Source organism: Halobacteriovorax sp. DA5, from assembly GCF_002903145.1.
GTDB lineage: Bacteria > Bdellovibrionota > Bacteriovoracia > Bacteriovoracales > Bacteriovoracaceae > Halobacteriovorax_A.
On the sequence record NZ_PPDJ01000008.1, the window covers coordinates 91,982 to 110,661 of the forward strand.

Annotated in this window: 18 protein-coding genes; 1 reads left to right on the forward strand and 17 read right to left on the reverse strand. The window is 33.9% G+C overall.

Annotated features, from left to right (window positions below; all coding sequences use genetic code 11):
- Positions 1-21: 21 nt before the first annotated feature.
- The 3 genes from C0Z22_RS11225 to C0Z22_RS11235 are packed head-to-tail and all read right to left on the reverse strand — an operon-like array spanning position 22 to position 2,416.
- Positions 22-795, reverse strand: a complete 774-nt coding sequence (locus tag C0Z22_RS11225; protein ID WP_103218467.1) for an A24 family peptidase — start codon at positions 793-795, stop codon at positions 22-24.
- Positions 795-1,562, reverse strand: coding sequence for an ABC transporter permease (locus C0Z22_RS11230; RefSeq protein ID WP_103218468.1), 768 nt, complete (start codon positions 1,560-1,562; stop codon positions 795-797). Before C0Z22_RS11230 ends, C0Z22_RS11225 begins: the two co-directional genes overlap by 1 nt.
- Entirely contained in the window at positions 1,559-2,416 is an 858-nt protein-coding gene (locus C0Z22_RS11235; protein ID WP_158246906.1) for an ABC transporter ATP-binding protein, read from the reverse strand. The genes C0Z22_RS11230 and C0Z22_RS11235 overlap by 4 nt, the downstream gene beginning before the upstream one ends.
- A 46-nt stretch (positions 2,417-2,462) precedes the next feature.
- Between C0Z22_RS11235 and C0Z22_RS11240 the strand changes: the two genes are divergently transcribed.
- On the forward strand, positions 2,463-3,122 hold the full coding sequence (locus tag C0Z22_RS11240) for a hypothetical protein (protein WP_103218470.1): 660 nt from the start codon (positions 2,463-2,465) through the stop codon (positions 3,120-3,122).
- Between the two features lie 36 nt (positions 3,123-3,158).
- On the opposite strand, the gene C0Z22_RS16345 is transcribed toward C0Z22_RS11240, so the two are convergent.
- The 14 genes from C0Z22_RS16345 to C0Z22_RS11310 all read right to left on the reverse strand — a co-directional run bounded on the left by C0Z22_RS16345 (position 3,159) and on the right by C0Z22_RS11310 (position 18,658).
- Positions 3,159-3,770: a type IV pilin protein gene (locus tag C0Z22_RS16345; RefSeq protein WP_103218471.1), complete on the reverse strand. Its 612-nt coding sequence runs from the start codon at positions 3,768-3,770 to the stop codon at positions 3,159-3,161.
- Between the two features lie 205 nt (positions 3,771-3,975).
- Entirely contained in the window at positions 3,976-5,190 is a 1,215-nt protein-coding gene (locus C0Z22_RS11250) for a type II secretion system F family protein (RefSeq protein ID WP_103218472.1), read from the reverse strand.
- 8 nt (positions 5,191-5,198) lie between these two features.
- A complete protein-coding gene (locus C0Z22_RS11255; RefSeq protein ID WP_103218473.1) occupies positions 5,199-6,338 on the reverse strand; it encodes a type IV pilus twitching motility protein PilT in 1,140 nt (379 codons plus the stop codon).
- A gap of 21 nt (positions 6,339-6,359) precedes the next feature.
- Positions 6,360-8,036: a GspE/PulE family protein gene (locus tag C0Z22_RS11260; RefSeq protein ID WP_199177555.1), complete on the reverse strand. Its 1,677-nt coding sequence runs from the start codon at positions 8,034-8,036 to the stop codon at positions 6,360-6,362.
- A gap of 75 nt (positions 8,037-8,111) precedes the next feature.
- The gene (locus tag C0Z22_RS11265) at positions 8,112-8,792 is read right to left on the reverse strand and encodes a hypothetical protein (RefSeq protein ID WP_103218474.1); all 681 of its coding nucleotides are present in this window, start codon (positions 8,790-8,792) and stop codon (positions 8,112-8,114) included.
- Positions 8,785-9,705: a bifunctional riboflavin kinase/FAD synthetase gene (locus C0Z22_RS11270; RefSeq protein ID WP_103218475.1), complete on the reverse strand. Its 921-nt coding sequence runs from the start codon at positions 9,703-9,705 to the stop codon at positions 8,785-8,787. The genes C0Z22_RS11265 and C0Z22_RS11270 overlap by 8 nt, the downstream gene beginning before the upstream one ends.
- Positions 9,692-11,350: a BatD family protein gene (locus C0Z22_RS11275; protein ID WP_103218476.1), complete on the reverse strand. Its 1,659-nt coding sequence runs from the start codon at positions 11,348-11,350 to the stop codon at positions 9,692-9,694. Before C0Z22_RS11275 ends, C0Z22_RS11270 begins: the two co-directional genes overlap by 14 nt.
- Entirely contained in the window at positions 11,350-13,011 is a 1,662-nt protein-coding gene (locus C0Z22_RS11280) for a VWA domain-containing protein (protein WP_158246907.1), read from the reverse strand. Before C0Z22_RS11280 ends, C0Z22_RS11275 begins: the two co-directional genes overlap by 1 nt.
- A 146-nt stretch (positions 13,012-13,157) precedes the next feature.
- Positions 13,158-14,171, reverse strand: a complete 1,014-nt coding sequence (locus C0Z22_RS11285) for a VWA domain-containing protein (RefSeq protein ID WP_103218478.1) — start codon at positions 14,169-14,171, stop codon at positions 13,158-13,160.
- Entirely contained in the window at positions 14,137-14,919 is a 783-nt protein-coding gene (locus tag C0Z22_RS11290) for a hypothetical protein (protein ID WP_103218479.1), read from the reverse strand. The genes C0Z22_RS11285 and C0Z22_RS11290 overlap by 35 nt, the downstream gene beginning before the upstream one ends.
- Positions 14,919-15,764: a DUF58 domain-containing protein gene (locus C0Z22_RS11295; RefSeq protein WP_103218480.1), complete on the reverse strand. Its 846-nt coding sequence runs from the start codon at positions 15,762-15,764 to the stop codon at positions 14,919-14,921. Before C0Z22_RS11295 ends, C0Z22_RS11290 begins: the two co-directional genes overlap by 1 nt.
- 1 nt (position 15,765) lies before the next feature.
- Entirely contained in the window at positions 15,766-16,713 is a 948-nt protein-coding gene (locus tag C0Z22_RS11300) for a MoxR family ATPase (RefSeq protein ID WP_103218481.1), read from the reverse strand.
- Positions 16,706-17,878 (reverse strand): class I SAM-dependent rRNA methyltransferase, encoded by a 1,173-nt coding sequence (locus C0Z22_RS11305; protein ID WP_103218482.1) that lies wholly within the window; start codon positions 17,876-17,878, stop codon positions 16,706-16,708. Before C0Z22_RS11305 ends, C0Z22_RS11300 begins: the two co-directional genes overlap by 8 nt.
- The gene (locus C0Z22_RS11310; RefSeq protein WP_103218483.1) at positions 17,879-18,658 is read right to left on the reverse strand and encodes a hypothetical protein; all 780 of its coding nucleotides are present in this window, start codon (positions 18,656-18,658) and stop codon (positions 17,879-17,881) included.
- Positions 18,659-18,680: the final 22 nt, after the last annotated feature.

Genomic DNA, 18,680 nt, shown 5'->3' on the forward strand with positions numbered 1-18,680 from the left:
CCAGTCATTTCAAGAAGTTATTTAAAACAACAATGCGCCCAGCATCATTTCAAAGGTACTTGGAAAGTAGATTTGAATAACGGCCACAATAATAATAAATGGCCCAAATGCTATTGCCTGGTCTCTTTTAATAACTTTGAAAAGTAATAAAGGCATCATTAGCAAACTTCCTAGAATACATGAAAAGAGCATATTATGAATAATTCCTAATGGACCAAGATAAATTCCGAGAACACCAAACAGCTTTATATCACCTCCACCCAGGCCGATGACACCTTTAATTTTATAAAATAGGTAAGTAATTAAGTAAGGTACTAAAAATCCAATTAATCCACCTAGAACCCAGTGCTTCCAATGATAAAAAAATACGACATGGATAAAAAAGATTATTCCCAAATATACATTAATTACATCTGGTAATATTTGGTGACGTACATCAATGACAAAATGAACAAGGAGGCAACAAGCAACAGTAAAAAAGAATAAATAAGAAGTTAATCCATGAAGACTTATTTCGCCTCCAAATAGAAATAACGATATAGTTGCCGTAAGTAACTCGATAACTGGATATTGAAAACTAATATTCGTCTTACAGTTAGCACACTTCCCTCTTAAGCCAATGAAGCTTAAAATTGGAATATTGTGAAACCACTTAAGTTGAAAGCCACATTTTGGACAACGTGAGCGATCGATAAAAAACTTTTCATTAGTAGGTAGTCTCAAAATGAGAACATTTAGAAAACTTCCTATCATTGCTCCAAAGATAAACGCATATATTTTAAATAGTAATATCATTAGCTAAGCTCTTTATTTTTGAATACGTATGCATTTATAAAAGAAAGCACTAAAATATAAGCAAGCCCATATAAATAACTATTCATGATATTTTGATTTGACACAAGATTTGAATTAAATACGAATGGCTTATAATTTAATAAGTTTAAATCTGGGAGTACTGCTTTATATATTCGCAGTATTAGTTCAAGTCCTTCTCTATCCTTTACAAAAGATAAACTTGAAATATGAGTTATTGCATGTCCAACAAAATAAATAACGACAGTATTGATAACACTTAGTGCACGTGAAGTTATTAAACTAAAGAAAAGCACAATCAAGAAAAGTAAAATTGACTCTAATATTCCTAGGAATAGTGAATTAATTATAACTCCATCAAGAGCACCACCACGTAATAAGTAAACTATTAACGAAGTTCCAAATATTACAAATGAGCTTAAAACAAGAATTGACGAGACTCCTAAGATTTTACCAAGTAAAAACTTAACTCTCGAAATAGGTCGAGACAAGGTTATATATATAGTTCGCGATTCAATTTCATCTGACAAAACATTTACACCAACAAAAATTGCAAGAATATTTGCTGCCAATGAAGCTCCCCCTAAACCAAAGTCTATTGAAATTCTTAAAACGTTTCCATAAGAGAATTCTGAAGTTATATAACTTAAAGTTAAGATAAAAAGAGCAATCCAAAAAGTAAGATAGAGCACTCTACTCTTAACAATATCTTTAAATGTAAACTTTGCGATTGTTAATATATTCTTCATTTGTTTAACCGATACACTATTTCTTCTAACGACGAGCTTTCTCTATTTAGTTTTAAAACATTTGATCCAGCTTCAATTAATTCTAAGATTTTTTGATCTTTCAGATCTTCATCTACCACTAATTCATGATCCTTATCTCCATCATTGTACTTAATGATAAATTTATTACTTGTATTTTGTGATACTAATTCTTTAATCGTCCCGTTATAAATGATCTTACCACTCTCTAGAACAACAACATCGTGGCAAACTTCTTCGACATCATTCACAATATGTGAAGAAAAGAATACACCAACACCCTCTTCATTAACCTCTTTAATAACGTCTTTAAATTCTTTACGTCCGATTGGATCTAAGCCTGAAAGTGGCTCATCTAATATAATAAGTCTTGGATTATGTAAAAGTACTGAGACAAAACCTAGTCGTTGTAACATCCCTTTAGAATAGCCTTTAATCTTCCTGTCTAAAGCGAATTTAATCTCTAACTTAGTCGCCCATTTTTCAATATTTTTCTCAATCTCTTCGTTCTCAATTTCTTGTAGTTCTCCACAATAGGTTAAGAACTCATAACCTGTTAAATTCTGATAATAGTATGGTCGCTCTGGCATATAACCAATTAACTTTCTTACCTCATCTTCAGTCCAATCAATATTCAAAATTTTAACCGAACCAGTGTTCGGCTTAATGAATCCAAGAATAATTTTGATTAGAGTTGTTTTTCCTGCACCATTAGCACCAAGAAAACCAACGATTCGTCCAGCATTCAGTTCAAAAGTTACATCTTGTAATGCTAAAAAATCTTTATTCCAAAAATCTTTCTTAAATGATTTTGATATATTTTCACAAATTAACATAGAAGCCTTTTTATTTTTTTTAATATTAGTATAATCAGATATGCTCATGAAGAAAACACAACTTACAAATAAATTGATTCCTTTGATCCTATTCATACTTTTAATAGGTATTAACTATAATCTCTCATTTAAAAAACCAGTTAATCCTGAGTTATTTACTACTTTAAATAGTGATTTTATAAAAATTGTTTCATTTGGAAACTACCGTTTTATTTCAAGCTACTATTGGACAAAAACGCTTCTTGACGCTGATATTGAACACGTAAAGAACCAAGAGAAGTCATGGCTATATTATAGGTTTAAACTAATTGCTGATTTAGATAGAGAGTTTTACGAAAATTATCTTCATGGTGGTATCTACTTATCAATCATTAAAGATGATATTTTGGGAGCGGAGATAATATTCAATAGAGGTTTACAGGTTTTTCCTAACGATTACAGACTTATGTACAATGCCGCCTTTAACTATCACTTTCAACTCAAAGATTACGACAATTCCCTATTAATGTATCAAAAGATTCAAAAGACACCTTATGCTGTAAACTTTGTAATTCTCCCAAGATTAATTGAAGAGGCTAAGAATAAACGTAAGTCTAAACAGTCTCACCTCCAACTCCTTCAATTACAATTGAATAGAACTAAAGATATAAAAGAACGAGAAGTTTTAATTAAGAAAATAGAAGAAATAAAAAAGGCCTCAAATTAATGAGGCCTTCTATTTTCAAGATTATTAAATTAAAGATTAGTAACCTTTATTAATCTCTCTAAGTACTTTGTCTTGGTCAATTGCCCATTTACTAGCTCTAGCAGTTGTAATGTTATCTGTATCAATATAGCCAATTGCTCCAGCTACAAAGTAACCACCTTGAGCATCAACACCTGGAGCAGTTTGTGAACCATTCCCCATGTTTGAAACAGCGATCGTAGAAATGTTAGCAACAGTTGTTCTCTGTCCACCAACCTTCTTAAATGCAGGTGCTCCAAATTCGATATTCTGACAAGTTCCGCCGTTATCTCTAACAATTTGGTTTGGTGTCGAGTTAGCAGCACTAAATCCGATTGAATAATAGTTACTTCCACTAGTTGGAGTAGATGAATCCCATGCACCATTTGGAGATACATAACCAGCATCACCTAAACATGTACCGAAGGCATCATAATCAGTTTGGATAGCTGTCATCGCTGAGTAAATTGAAGCTAACTGAAGTTTCGCTTCAGAAGTTTTCGTTTTCGCTTGATACTTTTTAAAGTTTGGAATTGCTACCGCAGATAGAATCCCGATGATGGCAACAACGACCATCAACTCAACTAGGGTAAACCCTTTTGAGTTTTTCAACTCGTTCGTAAATTTCATGTCTTTTCTCCTCGTTAATCTAATTTAGATAGATTAATTTAAATAACTTTAAGAACTTAGCTAAAATTAAGATTTAACCAGCCCTATAACTACTTTACGGCATATTTAAGTTAAAAATTAAATCCCAATAATATCAATGCCTTATCTTAAAACAATAAATAATTTTAACTACTTTTTTGCCTCTAATCTTAGTCAATTTAAGTATTTATGCCCCCGCTGACATGAACATTGGTAAGTAAATTGCTATAAGAACACCACCAATAATTCCACCAAGAACGACAAGAACTAAAGGTTCTAGCATTTTTGTTGCTGCAGTAATTGCATCATTAACTTCATCTTCAAAAACAACAGAGATCTTTGCCAGCATTTGATCAATGGCCCCTGTTGACTCACCAACCTTAATCATCTGAGCAACCATTTCTGGAAAGTAGTCAATCTTAGTTAATGGTTCAGTAAGAGTTTTACCTTCAATAACTTTCTTTCTTACTTCTTTGATATCACCAGAGATAACACTATTATCAATTGTTTCAACACAAATTTCTAAGGCATCGATGAGTGCTACACCTGAACCAAGCAGTGTTGAAAGAGTTCTTGAAAACTGAGCTAAACTCCCCTTAATAATAACAATACCAAAGCCTGGTACACTCATTGAAAACTTATCAAATACAATTTTTCCTTGAGGTGTTTTTATGAAGTAAGTTAGAAAAATTAATAAAGCTATTCCACCTAGGATCATCTTGCCAGAGTATTCACCAAAAAATTCTGAAGTATCAATTACAAATTGAGTAATCCAAGGGAGCTCTTGTCCAGTGTCCGCAAGCATTCCAGTAAACTGAGGCACAACATAAGTAATTAGTCCCCAAACTACTAAAGCACCAATACCTGAAACAATTAATGGATAACTCATAGCTGATTTAATTTGTTTTTTAATCTTCTCTTGCTTTTCTAAGTGCTCTGTTAGTTTAGAAAGAATCTCATCTAGAATCCCTCCAACCTCTCCGGCCTTAACAAGGTTACAGTAAAGGTTATCAAAGCCTTGTTGCTTACGCATACTTTCGGCTAGCGTATTACCTTCTGAAACATCAGTCGCAATATTTTTAACAGCATTCTTTAAAGAAGGATTTTTCTCTGATTTATAAATAATCTCAAGCGCCAAAATAATAGGTACACCTGCATTGATCATAATAGACAATTGCTTTGTAAAGTTCATAAGCTCGGCTGCACCGAAAGCAGAACCAATACCTTTTTCAATTAACCATGTGTTAATATCAAATTCTAAGATCGAAGGTGGAATAATTTTACGTACACGATTTCCTTGGGCGCGAAGTCTTTTCTTAGCGTCCTTCTCATCATTGGCCTGTATTTGACCGTTGGTCTTCTTTCCGTTTTTATCTAGTCCTTCCCATTTATAAATTGGCATATCTTACTCTATCTCTCCTTAAGACCTAGTTGCGGCCCAAGTTCTTCCGGATTCGTTGAATACGACATTGCTGTCTCTGCATCAATTGCCCCTGAATCAACATGTTTTTTAATTGACTGATTCATTGTCGTCATACCAGTCTTATCTTGACCAATCTGCATCTGAGAATAAATTTGATGCATCTTATCTTCACGAATTAGATTTCTAATTGCCGGTGTAGGTCTTAGAATTTCTAAACAAGCGACACGTCCTGGTTCATGTGTCTTAGGTAAAAGCTGTTGTGAAACAACACCTTGTAAAACAAATGAAAGAAGCGTTCTAACTTGATCCTGTTGATCTGAAGGGAATACGTTAACGAGACGGTTAATTGTTTGCACACATGAGTTAGTGTGTAGTGTTCCAAAAACCAAGTGTCCTGTTTCCGCAATCGTTAGAGCGGCTTCAATTGTCTCAACGTCTCTCATCTCCCCGACAAGAACAATATCCAGATCTTGTCTTAAGAGACCTTTTAAAGCATTTTCAAATGAATGAGTATCTCGTCCAATTTCACGTTGGTTTACAATACTCGTTTTGTGAGGATGGACGAATTCAACAGGATCTTCCAGTGTCACAATATGCGCAGGCTCCATTTCATTTAATCGATTTATAAGAGCTGCAAGAGTCGTCGACTTACCAGAACCAGTAGGCCCAGTAACTAGAAATAAACCATTTGAAACATCAGTCATTTCCATTAAAACATTTGGTAAGTTAAGTGCTTTAAAGTCAGGAACAGCACTTGGAATCAAACGAAATACTGCCGCAACTCCACCTTTAGAATAAAAAATATTTGCTCTAAAACGTGCTAGGCCTTTTATCCCAAATGCAAGGTCTAGCTCTAAATTCTTTTCAAACTCATTTCTCTGTTCTTCAGAAAGAATTTGATAGATAAGTGATTTACTTGAGGATGCATCAAGGGCCGGTAGTTTAACTCTTACAATATCCCCGTTGACTCTCATTGCAGGAGCTGTACCAGGAGTTAAGTGCAAATCGGATCCACCATTATCAACCATCAGCTTAAATAACTGTTGAATCTTCAAAGACTCCGCACTCGTGATAGCACCTGTTTTTGTTTCGGTTTTAGTTTTTGTTTGCGTATTATCGCTACTCATCTATATCACCCATTTATATTTTTATAATTTATCAACACTTGAGTTTTTAATTGCTTCCGCTAAAGTTGTGACACCCTCTGCAACCTTGGTTAATGCAGACATTCTTAGAGTTTTCATACCGTCAGCTATAGCCTGTTTTTTCAAATCATCAGAAGAACAATGCTTTAAAACGAGGTCCCTTGCAGCAGGAGTCATTTCTAGAACTTCATAGATTGCGACACGGCCCTTATATCCAGACCCATCACAAAACTCACAACCTGTACCATGATAGACTTTTAAGTTCTTTGCAGAATTAGGAGTAACTCCACATGCAACAATCTGATCAACAGTTACGCTTTCATCTATAGTCTTACAATTTTCACAAATCTTTCTACATAACCTTTGTGCAACAACAACATTCAACGCACCAGTTACAAGAAATGGTTCAATTCCCATATTTAACAATCGAGTTACCGTTGAAGGCGCATCATTCGTGTGAAGCGTAGAAAGAACCATGTGGCCAGTAAGAGCGGCCTCAATAGCAATCTCTCCAACTTCTTGATCTCTAATCTCCCCAACCATGATGATATCAGGATCTTGTCTAAGAAAGGCCTTAAGGGCCCTTGCAAAGTCTAAACCAATATCTTTTCTAACGTTAACCTGATTGATACCTTCCAAGTTGAATTCACAAGGATCTTCTGCAGTGGAAATATTTTTTTCTATATTATTAAGTTCTGATAGTGCTGAATAAAGAGTCGTCGTTTTTCCAGACCCTGTTGGTCCAGTTACAAGACACATTCCATATGGCTGCTTAATCCCTTCTAAGAAAACTTCTAGCTGTTTCTTTTCAAAACCTAACTTAGTCATATCAAGCTGTAGATTTGATTGATCTAGCAGTCGCATTACAACCTTTTCTCCAAACAATGTTGGAAGTGTTGAAACACGGTAGTCAATTGGATTACCATCAATTTCAAGCTTAATACGCCCATCTTGTGGGATTCTTCTTTCAGAAATATCTAACTGTGAAAGAATTTTCATTCTAGAGACAAGTGGTAAAAGCATCGATTTTGGAGGTGCTGCATATTCATGTAAGGATCCATCTAAACGAAACCTAATTCTAAAATTATTTTCATAAGGTTCAACATGAATATCTGAAACCTTTTTAATATACGCTTCAGCGAGTACCTTATTTACGTAAGAAATAATATCTTCTCCGATATCTTCTTCTTTAACATTATCGTCACCAGTAGCTTGATCAGTTCTAACTTCTCTAACCGTCTCAAGTATTTCATCAATAGAGGCTTGAATATTTTGATATAAAGTTTTCCAAGCTGATAATGAAGTAAGAACAAACTCAACGTTTGATTGAATTTCTTTTTGAATCTCTGCTCTAATTTCCACAAGAGAGGGATCAAAGATTGCTAAAGATAAAGTACCGGACTGTCTTTTTAAAGGTACGATTCGAAACTTTGTTGCGACACCTTTTTTTACCAACTGAAGTGTAGAGCCAGGAACACGAGTTTCAGAGAGATCAACATATGTAAGCCCACTTAACTCTGCAATTGCTTTTGCAAATTTAATATCATCGAAGAAATTAAACTTTAACAAATCGAGTTCTGAAACAACACCTGGGTTTTTATTTGCGGCCAAAGGCACCAAATCTTTTCTTGGTACCATACCCGTTTTTGAAATGACCTCTAGAAATTCTTTTCTTATCACCTTACGTTATCCTAAGATTAGTTTCTTTAAATATTGAATACTTAGATACACTAACTATTTACTATTTATTTACTATTATAACGTAAAGTTCCAAAATTTTTTTGCTGCTACGGCTTGTAGGTAAAGAAGTTCACTTCCATCTATATAAGTGAGTTTATTGCTCAGAAAAGAGTGATGAAATGGATGGGAATAGTTCATATCCCAGAAAATAGACTTAGTTGATAACGATAAATTAAATTGAAATTGACGAGCACAACAGTTGATAATCAATAGATTATCTAGTTCTACATATTGTTCGTATTTAACTGCATTAAGGTCACCATCTTTTCGCCTAGAAAATTGATGATAGCTAATATTTAGCTCTTCAAATAAGACCTTAAACATATCCGTCATTGCGCCATCACCAAGCATGACGATATCTTTCTTATGATATGAATTATTTAATATGATCTCCTTGGCCGCTAAGAAGTCCGTATTTGTGCCATAAAATTGTGTACCATCAAATTTAATACAATTTATCGCCCCTATTTTTCGAACACTCTCTTCTAGAATTACATCATTTAAAAAGTGTTTCTTGTATGGTGCTGTAATCGAAAGGCCTTGTAACGTTTTAAATATATCTTTAAGGCAAGGAATCTTATCTTCAGAAGAGACATCTAAAAGACTATATTCTACCTGACCACTATATAATTCATCATAGATTTGTGGTGACTTTGAGTGTTGAATATCTTTTCCCAGTAAACCAAGCTTAAGCATTAAAATATTCTCGAGTCTTTTCTACATCAAGCTTTATTTGTTCAATAAGCTCATTAACTGAAGAGAATTTTTTTTCATCTCTTAGCCTCTTTACAAAAGAAACTTCTAATTCATTTCCATAGATATCATTATCGAAATCTAAAATATGTGTTTCCACAAAAACGTTATTACCGTTAGTAAATGTAGGATTGTGGCCAATATTTGTCACAGAAAACCAAGTTGATTCACCAAATTTCGTTTTAGTTATATAAACACCATTTTTAGGATAGCGACGATAGCGATCAAGTGCTAAATTCGCAGTTGGAATTCCAATCTGACGACCTCGACCTGCTCCTTTGATTACTCGTCCGCGAATAAAGTATTCGCGCCCTAAATATTTAGCAACGCTTTCAACATCACCGACAGATAGTGCATCTCGTACGATCGTACTTGATACTTTATCCCCTTCAACATCGTAAGAGCATAGAACATTAACATCTGTTACTTTATCAGCACAAAATTTCTTAACAAACTCATGGTTCCCTTTTTTCTGAGCACCAAAGGCAAAATCATGTCCTAAGTATATTCTTTGTGGTTCAACGTGATTGAAAATATATTCGTTTAAAAAATCATCTGGTTCTTTCATTGAAAGATCTCGATTAAATTCAATTTCAAGAAGATAATCAATACTTAATTCAGATAGAAGTTCTCTTCTTTCCTCATAACTATTGATAAGATAGTGTTCTTTAGGGTTAAGAATTTCTACAGGATGTGGCGTGAAAGTGATAACAACGAGCTTTAAATTAGCTTCGCTACACTCACTATAAATTTGCTTAATAATTCTTTGATGTCCTCGATGTACACCATCAAAGTTTCCTATGGTTATAGCAAAGTTATCACATTCAATATCTTTTAAACTTTTAATTATTTTCATTATTTGCTCTAGCTAATTCTTGCCAATATTCTTTTTTATACTTAAGAGGTAACTTGGCTCCCTTGTATTCATTTTTTCCAGCATTATCAACCAAGTCATTAAAGTACTTTCGTGCCTCAGGAGAGACTCTCATCCCCTTAATACGATCATTTAAACTATCACCATGCACATCTGGTGTAAATGTCGTGATATGGTGAAAAATATTAGAATAGTTAAATTCTCTTTTAAGATTCTTAAATGGGTCTCTATCAAAGAAGCGAATGTAAGGAAATGCTGTTAGTGCAATTACAAAAGCGGCGATCCCGATTAAAGAGTAATTAATAATGTCCCACAAATTCCTTTTCTTAGAATTCGTAAAAACAGGGGCCATAATATTTCCAGAAACAACAGTCTTCACTTCGGCAGGAGCTGTCTGCTGAACTTTCTTAACAACGTCATTAGTCTCATCAGAAGCTATATTTGAAGCCGCAGAACCGGAACCTATGATAATCAATGGATCAATTGTTAATTCTGTCGTTTCAAAATTCCCTGTTAGTGGGTTAAATGTAGATAGTTCTATTTTCCTTTCCGATACGAACTCTGCCCTCTTCGCTAGAAACGTATAATCAAAAACTTTATTTTTAACTAAAGCTGTTTGTTCAATCATTTCTGCTCTTGTTTCGAAAACTTCAAACGCATCTGATGTTATCAAGCGAGGAGCATCAAACTTCTCTAAAGCGCCATCACCACGAATTTCTAAACGTGCCTCAAGTACGTCATTTACGACAATCTTACTTTTATTCAGGCTTAGGTTGAAAGTATGTTTACCAACTAGACCAGTAAATGATTTAGGCATATTTTCAACAGGTATAGGCAATGCCTTAATCTTAACTCGATCACTCCTTAACACTTTAGTTTTTTCGGAACCAGTACTAAAGGTAAAGGACATCCCAAAGGCATTCCCACGTCTACTTGTATAATCGGGATGTTGAAAACGTATTTCAACTGGATCTATCGATAAGTCACCTGCTTTTTCAGGATATAGTACACTTTTATACAAAGCGGCTCGTTTATAAATTTCTCCCTGAATACTTACACTTTCAACCGAAGATCTTGGTAATTCAAATCTTTTTAAAAAGTTCTTTTGAACAGGGAATTTTACAAATTCAGGATTTGAAATCTGCCCTTTAAAGTAAATGTAATAAACCAAGTCGATCTTTTCACCTACATATGCCTGTGTCTTATCAACTTCAGCACGTACAAAATAATCTTGCAATCTTGCTCTTTGACTAAGAACTCTAACAGTTAATGATCTGTGTTTCACAACTTGGGCACCAAAATCAACTTTAATATCTCTAATGACTGCAGAACCTGTTTTAATGGCCCTCAATTCATAAACATAGTTATAAACTTTCTTTTGAACCATCTTACCGCCAGCAAAGTAACCCTTTATCATAAGACGGCTTGCATCGTTCGTATTATCAGATACGATCTCAGCATTATTCAATTTGAAATTTACATATGGTTCAGTCTCTCCTTGATATTCGAAATTTATTATCAACTTAAAAGAGTCTTCTAACGATACTTCTGATGAACTTACCTTAGCAGTTATCGTTTGTGCTAGCGAAGAAAATGTTAACAAAAATAAAACTATATACTTAAACATTACCAATCCTTACGATTATTACCATCTGAGGTTGAATCAAAAAGTTTCTTTTGCAACTGAGAGTCATCATTCATGATTTGTTTGAAGACACCATTTGCCTTTCTCATACGCTTCTTTTTCTTAGCTTGATCTTCAAGTTCTTTCCATTGTTGCTGCTGAGTTTTTTGTTTCTTCTTCTCATTTTTATTTTGATCACCTTCAGACTGTTGTTTATCTTTATTTTTATCTGAAGAGTCTGATTTCTTATTGTCCTTATTATTTTTAGAGTCCTTTCCTTGTTGACCCTTGTCTTTTTGATCTTTATCATCTTGTTGACCTTCTTTTTTCTGTTGGTCATCATTATTATCTTTATTCTCGTTATTTTCCTGATTATCCTTATTCTCTTTATCTTTCTTTTCTTGTTGCTTCTTTTTTTCTTCTTCTTTCTTCTTCTGTTTGTCTTGTTTTTGCTTTTGTAGGGCAAACTTAATTTGCTCCTTAATGACTTGCTCTAATTCTTTATTGTTTGAGTTCTTCTCCAATATGTACTTATACAAATTAATAGAGTCTACGAATTGATTATCTTTCAAAAGTGCAGTTGCATAATTAAATAGATCTGCCGGTGCTTCATCTTCATAATTCTTTAATGTTTCATTATAAATTTCTGCAGCTTGCTTTTGCCCCTCTTTTTGCCTAAGAAAAAGCTCGGCCAGTTTCAACTTCTCTTCTTTAGAAATATTACCGGCCCTCATTTTATCTACAAGTTCCTGCTGTAAGGGATCAACTGGAGTTTCTTCATCGTCCTGAGCAAAAGTATTAACTTCAGGCAAAATAAAAAGACACATAAGTAAAACTAAGACAGCTGGTTTAAAAGTTCTAAAGCGCCCAAGTAATACAGAAAACACATACAACAAGATACTTGAAACAATAAGCCAATATCCTAAAACCGGCCTAGACCTCAAAGTTCCTTTTGTAAAAGAATTTAAATGTACATCCTTAAAGAAAGCCAATATTTCTTGCGTCGGTAAACTATATGATTCAACAAACCATACTTTTGCATATTTTGACTTACCGACTAAATCTTCAAAAAATTGTTTATTCATTTTTGATATAATTTCAACACCATTAAACTTTTTATATCCGAAGAAGTTTCCACGTTTTCCACGCATTGGAATTTTTCCACCTTCTTCAGTTCCTACGCCAATAATAGCAAGGCTGATTTCGTCTGGTATTTCAACATCAACACTTCCATGCTCTTCACCATCAGTGATTAAGAGGATATTTCCTTTAGAAAAACCTTCACTCGTTTTAAAAAACTGAAAAGCTTCTTTAAGAGCAAGACTCACATTAGATCCACCTTCTGGTGTTGCGCTCAGCATACTTCCTAAACGTGACTCTAAAATATCAACATCATCAGTAAAGGGTACAATTTTTCTTTGTATGTCAGAAAAGACACTTAATGCAATCTGGTGCCCATATGCATTTTTCACAAGATGTTTAGCAATAATTGCAGCTTTAGCTATACGATTAGGTCTGATATCTTCAACTAACATACTTTGCGAGTTATCAATTAGAATAAGTGTACGTTGATTAGGTATATTAGATTCAACAAGTTCCTCCGGCCCTCTTAAGTCACCTAAAGATAAGGCAAAACCTAAAAATGCTAACGCATATAAGAACATAGATAGCTTAGAAATAAAACGCGAATCAAAATTCCATACTTGTTTAACAATCTTGAAAAATTTCTTTCTTAATAAGGTAAGAAAAAATATAAATATAGCGACTACTATAATAGATATAATCAATAGCTTTGTATTAACGAAATCCATTATGCTACTTCCCTTAAATATAATCTACGAGTACTTTCAATTAATATCAAAAGTAAAACGCCAGCAAGTAAGAACTTGTAATAGTCCTCTTGATAAATAATTCGCCCTTTAATTTCAAGGCCCTTTCTTTCCAATTTATTAATTTCAGAAAGTACCTCATTCAAAGATTCATTATCAGAGGCAACAAAATCTTTTCCACCAGACATCTCAGCTATTTTTTGCAAAGTTTCAAAGTCCATACTTTGACCAGGCATATTTTGATATCTCATTCTACCAAATGCATCACGACCAACTGGTAGTTTAGCATCAGGATCACCACCAATACCAATTGTGTATATTTTAATGCCAAGCTCTTTAGCTTTTTCTGCTGCCTGCATCGGTGACATTAATCCGGCATTGGCACTACCATCAGTTAGTAAAATTATAGATTTGTTTTCAGCAACACTAGTTTCAGATCGTGCTAGTGCAAGCCCTAAGGCATCCCCAATATTTGTGCCTGAGCCTAGAAAACCAATATTAATTTGTTCTACCGATTGTTCGACTAATTTCAAATCAGTAGTCACAGGAATTAGTGTAAAAACTTTATCTCCAAACATAATAATACCGATGCGATCAACAGGAGATAGTTCAATGAACTTTCTTATTTGCCCTTTTGCCGCTTCCAAGCGGTTTGGCGGAAAGTCCTCTGCCAACATAGATCTAGAGACGTCGACTACAAAATAAATGTCATTAATCTCTTTCTTTACATTGCTTTTACCCATTGGAGTTTTTGGACCCATTAATGAAAAGCTTATTAATGCCCAAGCACCAATGGCCATTAGAAACAGCAACCCTCTTAGAAATGACGGCCTTTTCTTTAAGCTATATTTAGGAGGTAAGATAAGTTCACCTTTTTTAAAAATGGCAAAAAAATCAGCGCACCAAAAAAGAAAGCCAATAACTCCAAAGATGAATAAGTATTTATTATGAAAGATATAGTTACTTAACAACGATATTCTCCTTTGCTTTTTCATGGAGAGCTACAATTGCTACATCATCTTCAGGTGTCCAAGCTCTTTTATATTGAACTTCATTTACTTTATTCAAATAATTTTTAAAGGCTTCGCGGTTTTCAAATAATTCAAAAAAAGAATCCTTCTCACTATATATAAGTTCATGCTTTTCACGTGTATCAGCACTTTTAAAAGTTAAAACTCTTTTTTGCCAATTTTGATGCTCTCTTCTTTTTTTTGAAAATTGTAGATAACCATATATGGCCAATCCAAGAACCATAAGAACGATAAGAAGATAAATTGAATAATCTAAAATCGATTTATTTTCGTTTAGCTTTTTGTTAAATACAAAAAAATCCTGTTGTTTAATTGTAGTATCTTGAAAACTAATGTCTGAAAATGTAACCCCTAGGGCCATTCCTCGATAATCCCAGATTTTTGGAAACGAATCTTTTGGTGTAGCAATAAGTACACCACTGGCTTCAATAATATAATATTCTGGATTAGCAGCTAGGAAATACTGTTTATTAACTTTTGATATTTTAATAATATCAGCAAAATCACGTGATAATAAATGAGCCTTTATATCTTCATCTACTATGTCATTTATTGGATAAATAGTTAGCTTAAAGTCTTTAATTTCACCAACACTCCAAACATTATTCTCACTATCAATACTTATCTCAATTTTGGTGTCTAAAGCTAAGGAGCTAAATGACATACAAATTAATAAAATTGAAAAGAATGCATAAAAGAAACGTGCTTTCACTACAACATCTCCTTAACAAAGTCTTCTAAATAGCGATCCCCTACATTTATATCTTTTAAACGAAATCCAAAATCTAAAACTTCCGCCTTTCCTTTTAATCTAGTATCAACCTTACCACTACCTTTACCAGCGATACGTCCAACAATAGAGAATCGAAACTCATTAGAAGTATCGAGGGGACAGAGCAAACGAAAAGCATGAACATGTTTACGTGCAGTTAGTCTCTTTAGGGTTTCTGGAGATAAGAATTCATAAAAGTCACTTAGAATAACGACTTCTCTTTTCTTATAAAATTCACGAACTAGTTCGGCATCAAATTTAGCGAAATTTCTTTCTTTTTGAGAAACCAGATATTCAACATCAATCTCTCCGGCTTGATTAATAACATTCGTTTTCCTCAAGGCGTCAACAAACGCAACGAGACCTGCCTCTCCTCTCTTTTTTTGAACTCTTAAGACTCGATCATTCAAACAAATAATTGTCTCTATATAGTCATGTGTTTTTTCTGAGAGTAAATAAAGTAACGATATAATTTCAAAAGCTGCTGCAAGCTTAGACTTTCCGTTGTGTCCGATAACCATACCGGGACTACAATCTAAAAGAATTGTAATCTCAACATTTCTCTCTTCTTCAAAAGTCTTAATATATGGAGTATTTGTTTTTGCGACCATCTTCCAGTCAATAAAACGAACATCATCACCATGAACATACACCTGATGTTCCTTAAACTTTAATCCCGTTCCTCTGAAGTGAGATTTAAGCATACCAATAGAAAATGAGTTTGATCGTTTGAACAAACTATTTTTCATATTTTGAACAATTTGATGTACTTCAAGTGTCTTCATATTAAATCATTTTCTGAGCAATCTTAACTGCTAAGTCTCTCGGATTAATTCCATCAATGGATGCTTCATAAGTTAAAATAATTCTATGCCCTAGCACTGAGGCAACGACTTTCATTACATCATCTGGTGTAACGAAATCACGTTGGGCCATAAAGGCATTAAAACGACCTAGTTTCTGTAGCCAGATTGCTGCACGCGGAGAAGCTCCTGCTTGTACAAGTCCTTTAAAATCAGGAGAAAAATGCTTATCTCCAGGTCTGGTTGCTCTTACAATTTTAATAATTAAATCTTTCATCTTATCATCGACGTATACTTTATCGATCTCTTGGCGAATCGATAGGATATCGTCGGTTGAAAGAAAAGAGCCTAGGTCTTGCTTTACATTTTCTAAATCTAAAATAGATTTTTCCGCTTCGAAGTCAGGATAATTTACACTAACTTTCATCATAAAACGGTCTAACTGCGCTTCTGGAAGCGGATAAGTTCCTTCCTGCTCAATTGGGTTTTGTGTTGCTAGTACAACAAATGGGCTCGATAACTTATGAGTAGAGTCACCAATTGTAACTTGTTTTTCGGCCATCGCCTCAAGTAAAGCTGATTGTACCTTGGCAGGAGATCGATTGATCTCATCCGCAAGTAAAAGTTGTGTAAAGATTGGACCAAACTTTGTAGAAAACTCTTCCTTTTGTTGAGAGTAGACCATCGTTCCAACTAAGTCAGAGGGAAGTAGGTCAGGCGTAAACTGAACTCTTTTGAAAGTTAAGTCACATAGCTTACTCATTGTAGAAACAGATAAAGTTTTACCCAGTCCAGGCATCCCCTCAATTAAGAGATGTCCTTCGCAGACTAAAGCCGCAATGATACTATCAAGCATTTCATCTTGACCATAAACAATACGTTTGGCCCTATCTAAAACACTATTAACCTTCTGTCTTGAACTATCAGTCATTTCTTTCCACCTTATATGCTAAATATTTTATGTAATTTGATTTTGATTCTAATTTGCTAATTGGATGATCTAGTCCTTGTATTCCTGTGTCAATTAAGCGGATTGATAAATTATTCTTCTGCGCACTACGAGCTACACATTGATCTAGTTCATTCATTGAAATATTTTGAGTACAAGATGCAGCAGCAAGAATTCCACCCTTGTTTATCATTTTGAATATTTTTGTATATAATTTTTCATAGCCACTTATAGCAGCCTTTTTGTCTTTATAACTCTTACTAAAAGCAGGAGGGTCACAGACAATTACATCGTAACTTTTCCCTTCACTCACTTTTTCATCTAAGAACTTAAATACATCATTACGAGTAAAGTTTCCTCTGCCACTGAAATTATTACTTTCAAGATGATTATGTACAACTTCACTCATATTAGCTTGGTCAACAAACTCAACATTTTCAACACCAGCTCTGAGAAGGTGTAATCCCCATGATCCCACATAGGTAAAGAGGTCTAAACCAGTCTTATAATTCTGTCCTGTTCTTTTAATTAGATCTTCAAATTTTCTTCTATTTTCTCGGTGGTCGTAATAATAACCAACCTTCTGCATTAGATCTTTCTTGATTTGATATTGAAATTCTGTTTCTTCAATTTTTATAACATCTGGTAATTCATCACTTTCAAAAACAGGAAGCTCTTCTATATCTCTATATTTCTTATTATCAAGAAGGATCACTTCTTTATCTACTAAGCTTTGGATATGTGATTTTATCTCGTTACGAAAGCCATCCATTCCAGCTGTATTGATTTGTAGAATTGCACAGTTCTGATATCCATCGAGAATAAGTCCAGGCAGTCCATCCTCATCTCCATAAATTAACCTAGCATTTTTACCATAACCAATTTCATTTCGATAACGAATCGCCTTTTCAATTGTTTTAGAGATGTAATCCCATGGCCCTAAAGTTGAATTCAAGACAACGACATTCTTTTTTCTTGTCGAGTTTGGATTCACAAAGCCAATATACTTATTTTTCAAATGATTGAAACTACACCATTCCCCCGGACGAAAAGAGCGTAGAGAATCCTCAATATCAATTTCAGATAAATGGATAACTTTACTTTCAAAGTAAAGTCTAACTTTTTTATTAATTTCTATTTGTCTCATTTATAGGCCTATAATCTTTTTGGCTTGCCCAGTATTAATTTGATAATTTTGAATCTTCAAATCTAACTTACCTAGCTCAACCTTTTTATCGCCAGTTATGGCATACGATACTGCTTCGATATTACTAGGTAATCCGAAAGTACCAAATTTTTCATATTCAATTTCAATTTCTTTGAGAATTGAAGAAGTACCTCTTCCTTCAGAAATTGATATCTGTGAAATAACACTTTTCCCTTTTGCCCATGATTTTTTTGAATATGAAAAAGAAGTTTTTGTATGCAACTGTGGACTACTTGATTCAATCTCTTTAATTTGTCCACTTGAATACAATTCAATACTCAAATCTAATAATTCTGCTTGATCCTTCACTCGTATGAATCGACTATTATTTTTAGGATCCTTCTTAAATGCACTCATTTCTAAAGGAGTCGTTAGATTTTTCGCTAAAACTAATTCTACGTAAGGTTTAACTTTTGCAATCAAAGTCTGCTTTAATAAATCAAAACCTTTTTCAGGTAACCCTTCAACTCTAATTCTAATATTGTTTGGATATACCCAATAAACACGATAGTAAACATCATCAGGCTCAAGGGCCGTATTTGCTCTTACATACTTTTCAAGATTAGGTTCTCGAATATCGAAAAATAAATCTTGAATCTCCCCTTCTAATGGAGTGTAGGTTCTTAATTTGTGATCATTAAAAATACTACTATTGTTAGAAAATACAGATGTGACAGAAAGTAATAAAACAACAATTAGGGATAAGTTAAATTTTAGCATAATATGTCCTTTTAACTTATTT

Excerpts from the sequence above, each read along its gene's own strand:
- C0Z22_RS11225 (WP_103218467.1), bottom strand. The coding sequence starts at position 795 with ATGATATTACTATTTAAAATATATGCGTTTATCTTTGGAGCAATGATA.
- C0Z22_RS11230 (WP_103218468.1), bottom strand. The coding sequence starts at position 1,562 with ATGAAGAATATATTAACAATCGCAAAGTTTACATTTAAAGATATTGTT.
- C0Z22_RS11235 (WP_158246906.1), bottom strand. The coding sequence starts at position 2,416 with ATGTTAATTTGTGAAAATATATCAAAATCATTTAAGAAAGATTTTTGG.
- C0Z22_RS11240 (WP_103218470.1), top strand. The coding sequence starts at position 2,463 with ATGAAGAAAACACAACTTACAAATAAATTGATTCCTTTGATCCTATTC.
- C0Z22_RS16345 (WP_103218471.1), bottom strand. The coding sequence starts at position 3,770 with ATGAAATTTACGAACGAGTTGAAAAACTCAAAAGGGTTTACCCTAGTT.
- C0Z22_RS11250 (WP_103218472.1), bottom strand. The coding sequence starts at position 5,190 with ATGCCAATTTATAAATGGGAAGGACTAGATAAAAACGGAAAGAAGACC.
- C0Z22_RS11255 (WP_103218473.1), bottom strand. The coding sequence starts at position 6,338 with ATGAGTAGCGATAATACGCAAACAAAAACTAAAACCGAAACAAAAACA.
- C0Z22_RS11265 (WP_103218474.1), bottom strand. The coding sequence starts at position 8,792 with ATGCTTAAGCTTGGTTTACTGGGAAAAGATATTCAACACTCAAAGTCA.
- C0Z22_RS11270 (WP_103218475.1), bottom strand. The coding sequence starts at position 9,705 with ATGAAAATAATTAAAAGTTTAAAAGATATTGAATGTGATAACTTTGCT.
- C0Z22_RS11275 (WP_103218476.1), bottom strand. The coding sequence starts at position 11,350 with ATGTTTAAGTATATAGTTTTATTTTTGTTAACATTTTCTTCGCTAGCA.
- C0Z22_RS11280 (WP_158246907.1), bottom strand. The coding sequence starts at position 13,011 with ATGTTCTTATATGCGTTAGCATTTTTAGGTTTTGCCTTATCTTTAGGT.
- C0Z22_RS11285 (WP_103218478.1), bottom strand. The coding sequence starts at position 14,171 with ATGAAAAAGCAAAGGAGAATATCGTTGTTAAGTAACTATATCTTTCAT.
- C0Z22_RS11295 (WP_103218480.1), bottom strand. The coding sequence starts at position 15,764 with ATGAAGACACTTGAAGTACATCAAATTGTTCAAAATATGAAAAATAGT.
- C0Z22_RS11300 (WP_103218481.1), bottom strand. The coding sequence starts at position 16,713 with ATGACTGATAGTTCAAGACAGAAGGTTAATAGTGTTTTAGATAGGGCC.
- C0Z22_RS11305 (WP_103218482.1), bottom strand. The coding sequence starts at position 17,878 with ATGAGACAAATAGAAATTAATAAAAAAGTTAGACTTTACTTTGAAAGT.
- C0Z22_RS11310 (WP_103218483.1), bottom strand. The coding sequence starts at position 18,658 with ATGCTAAAATTTAACTTATCCCTAATTGTTGTTTTATTACTTTCTGTC.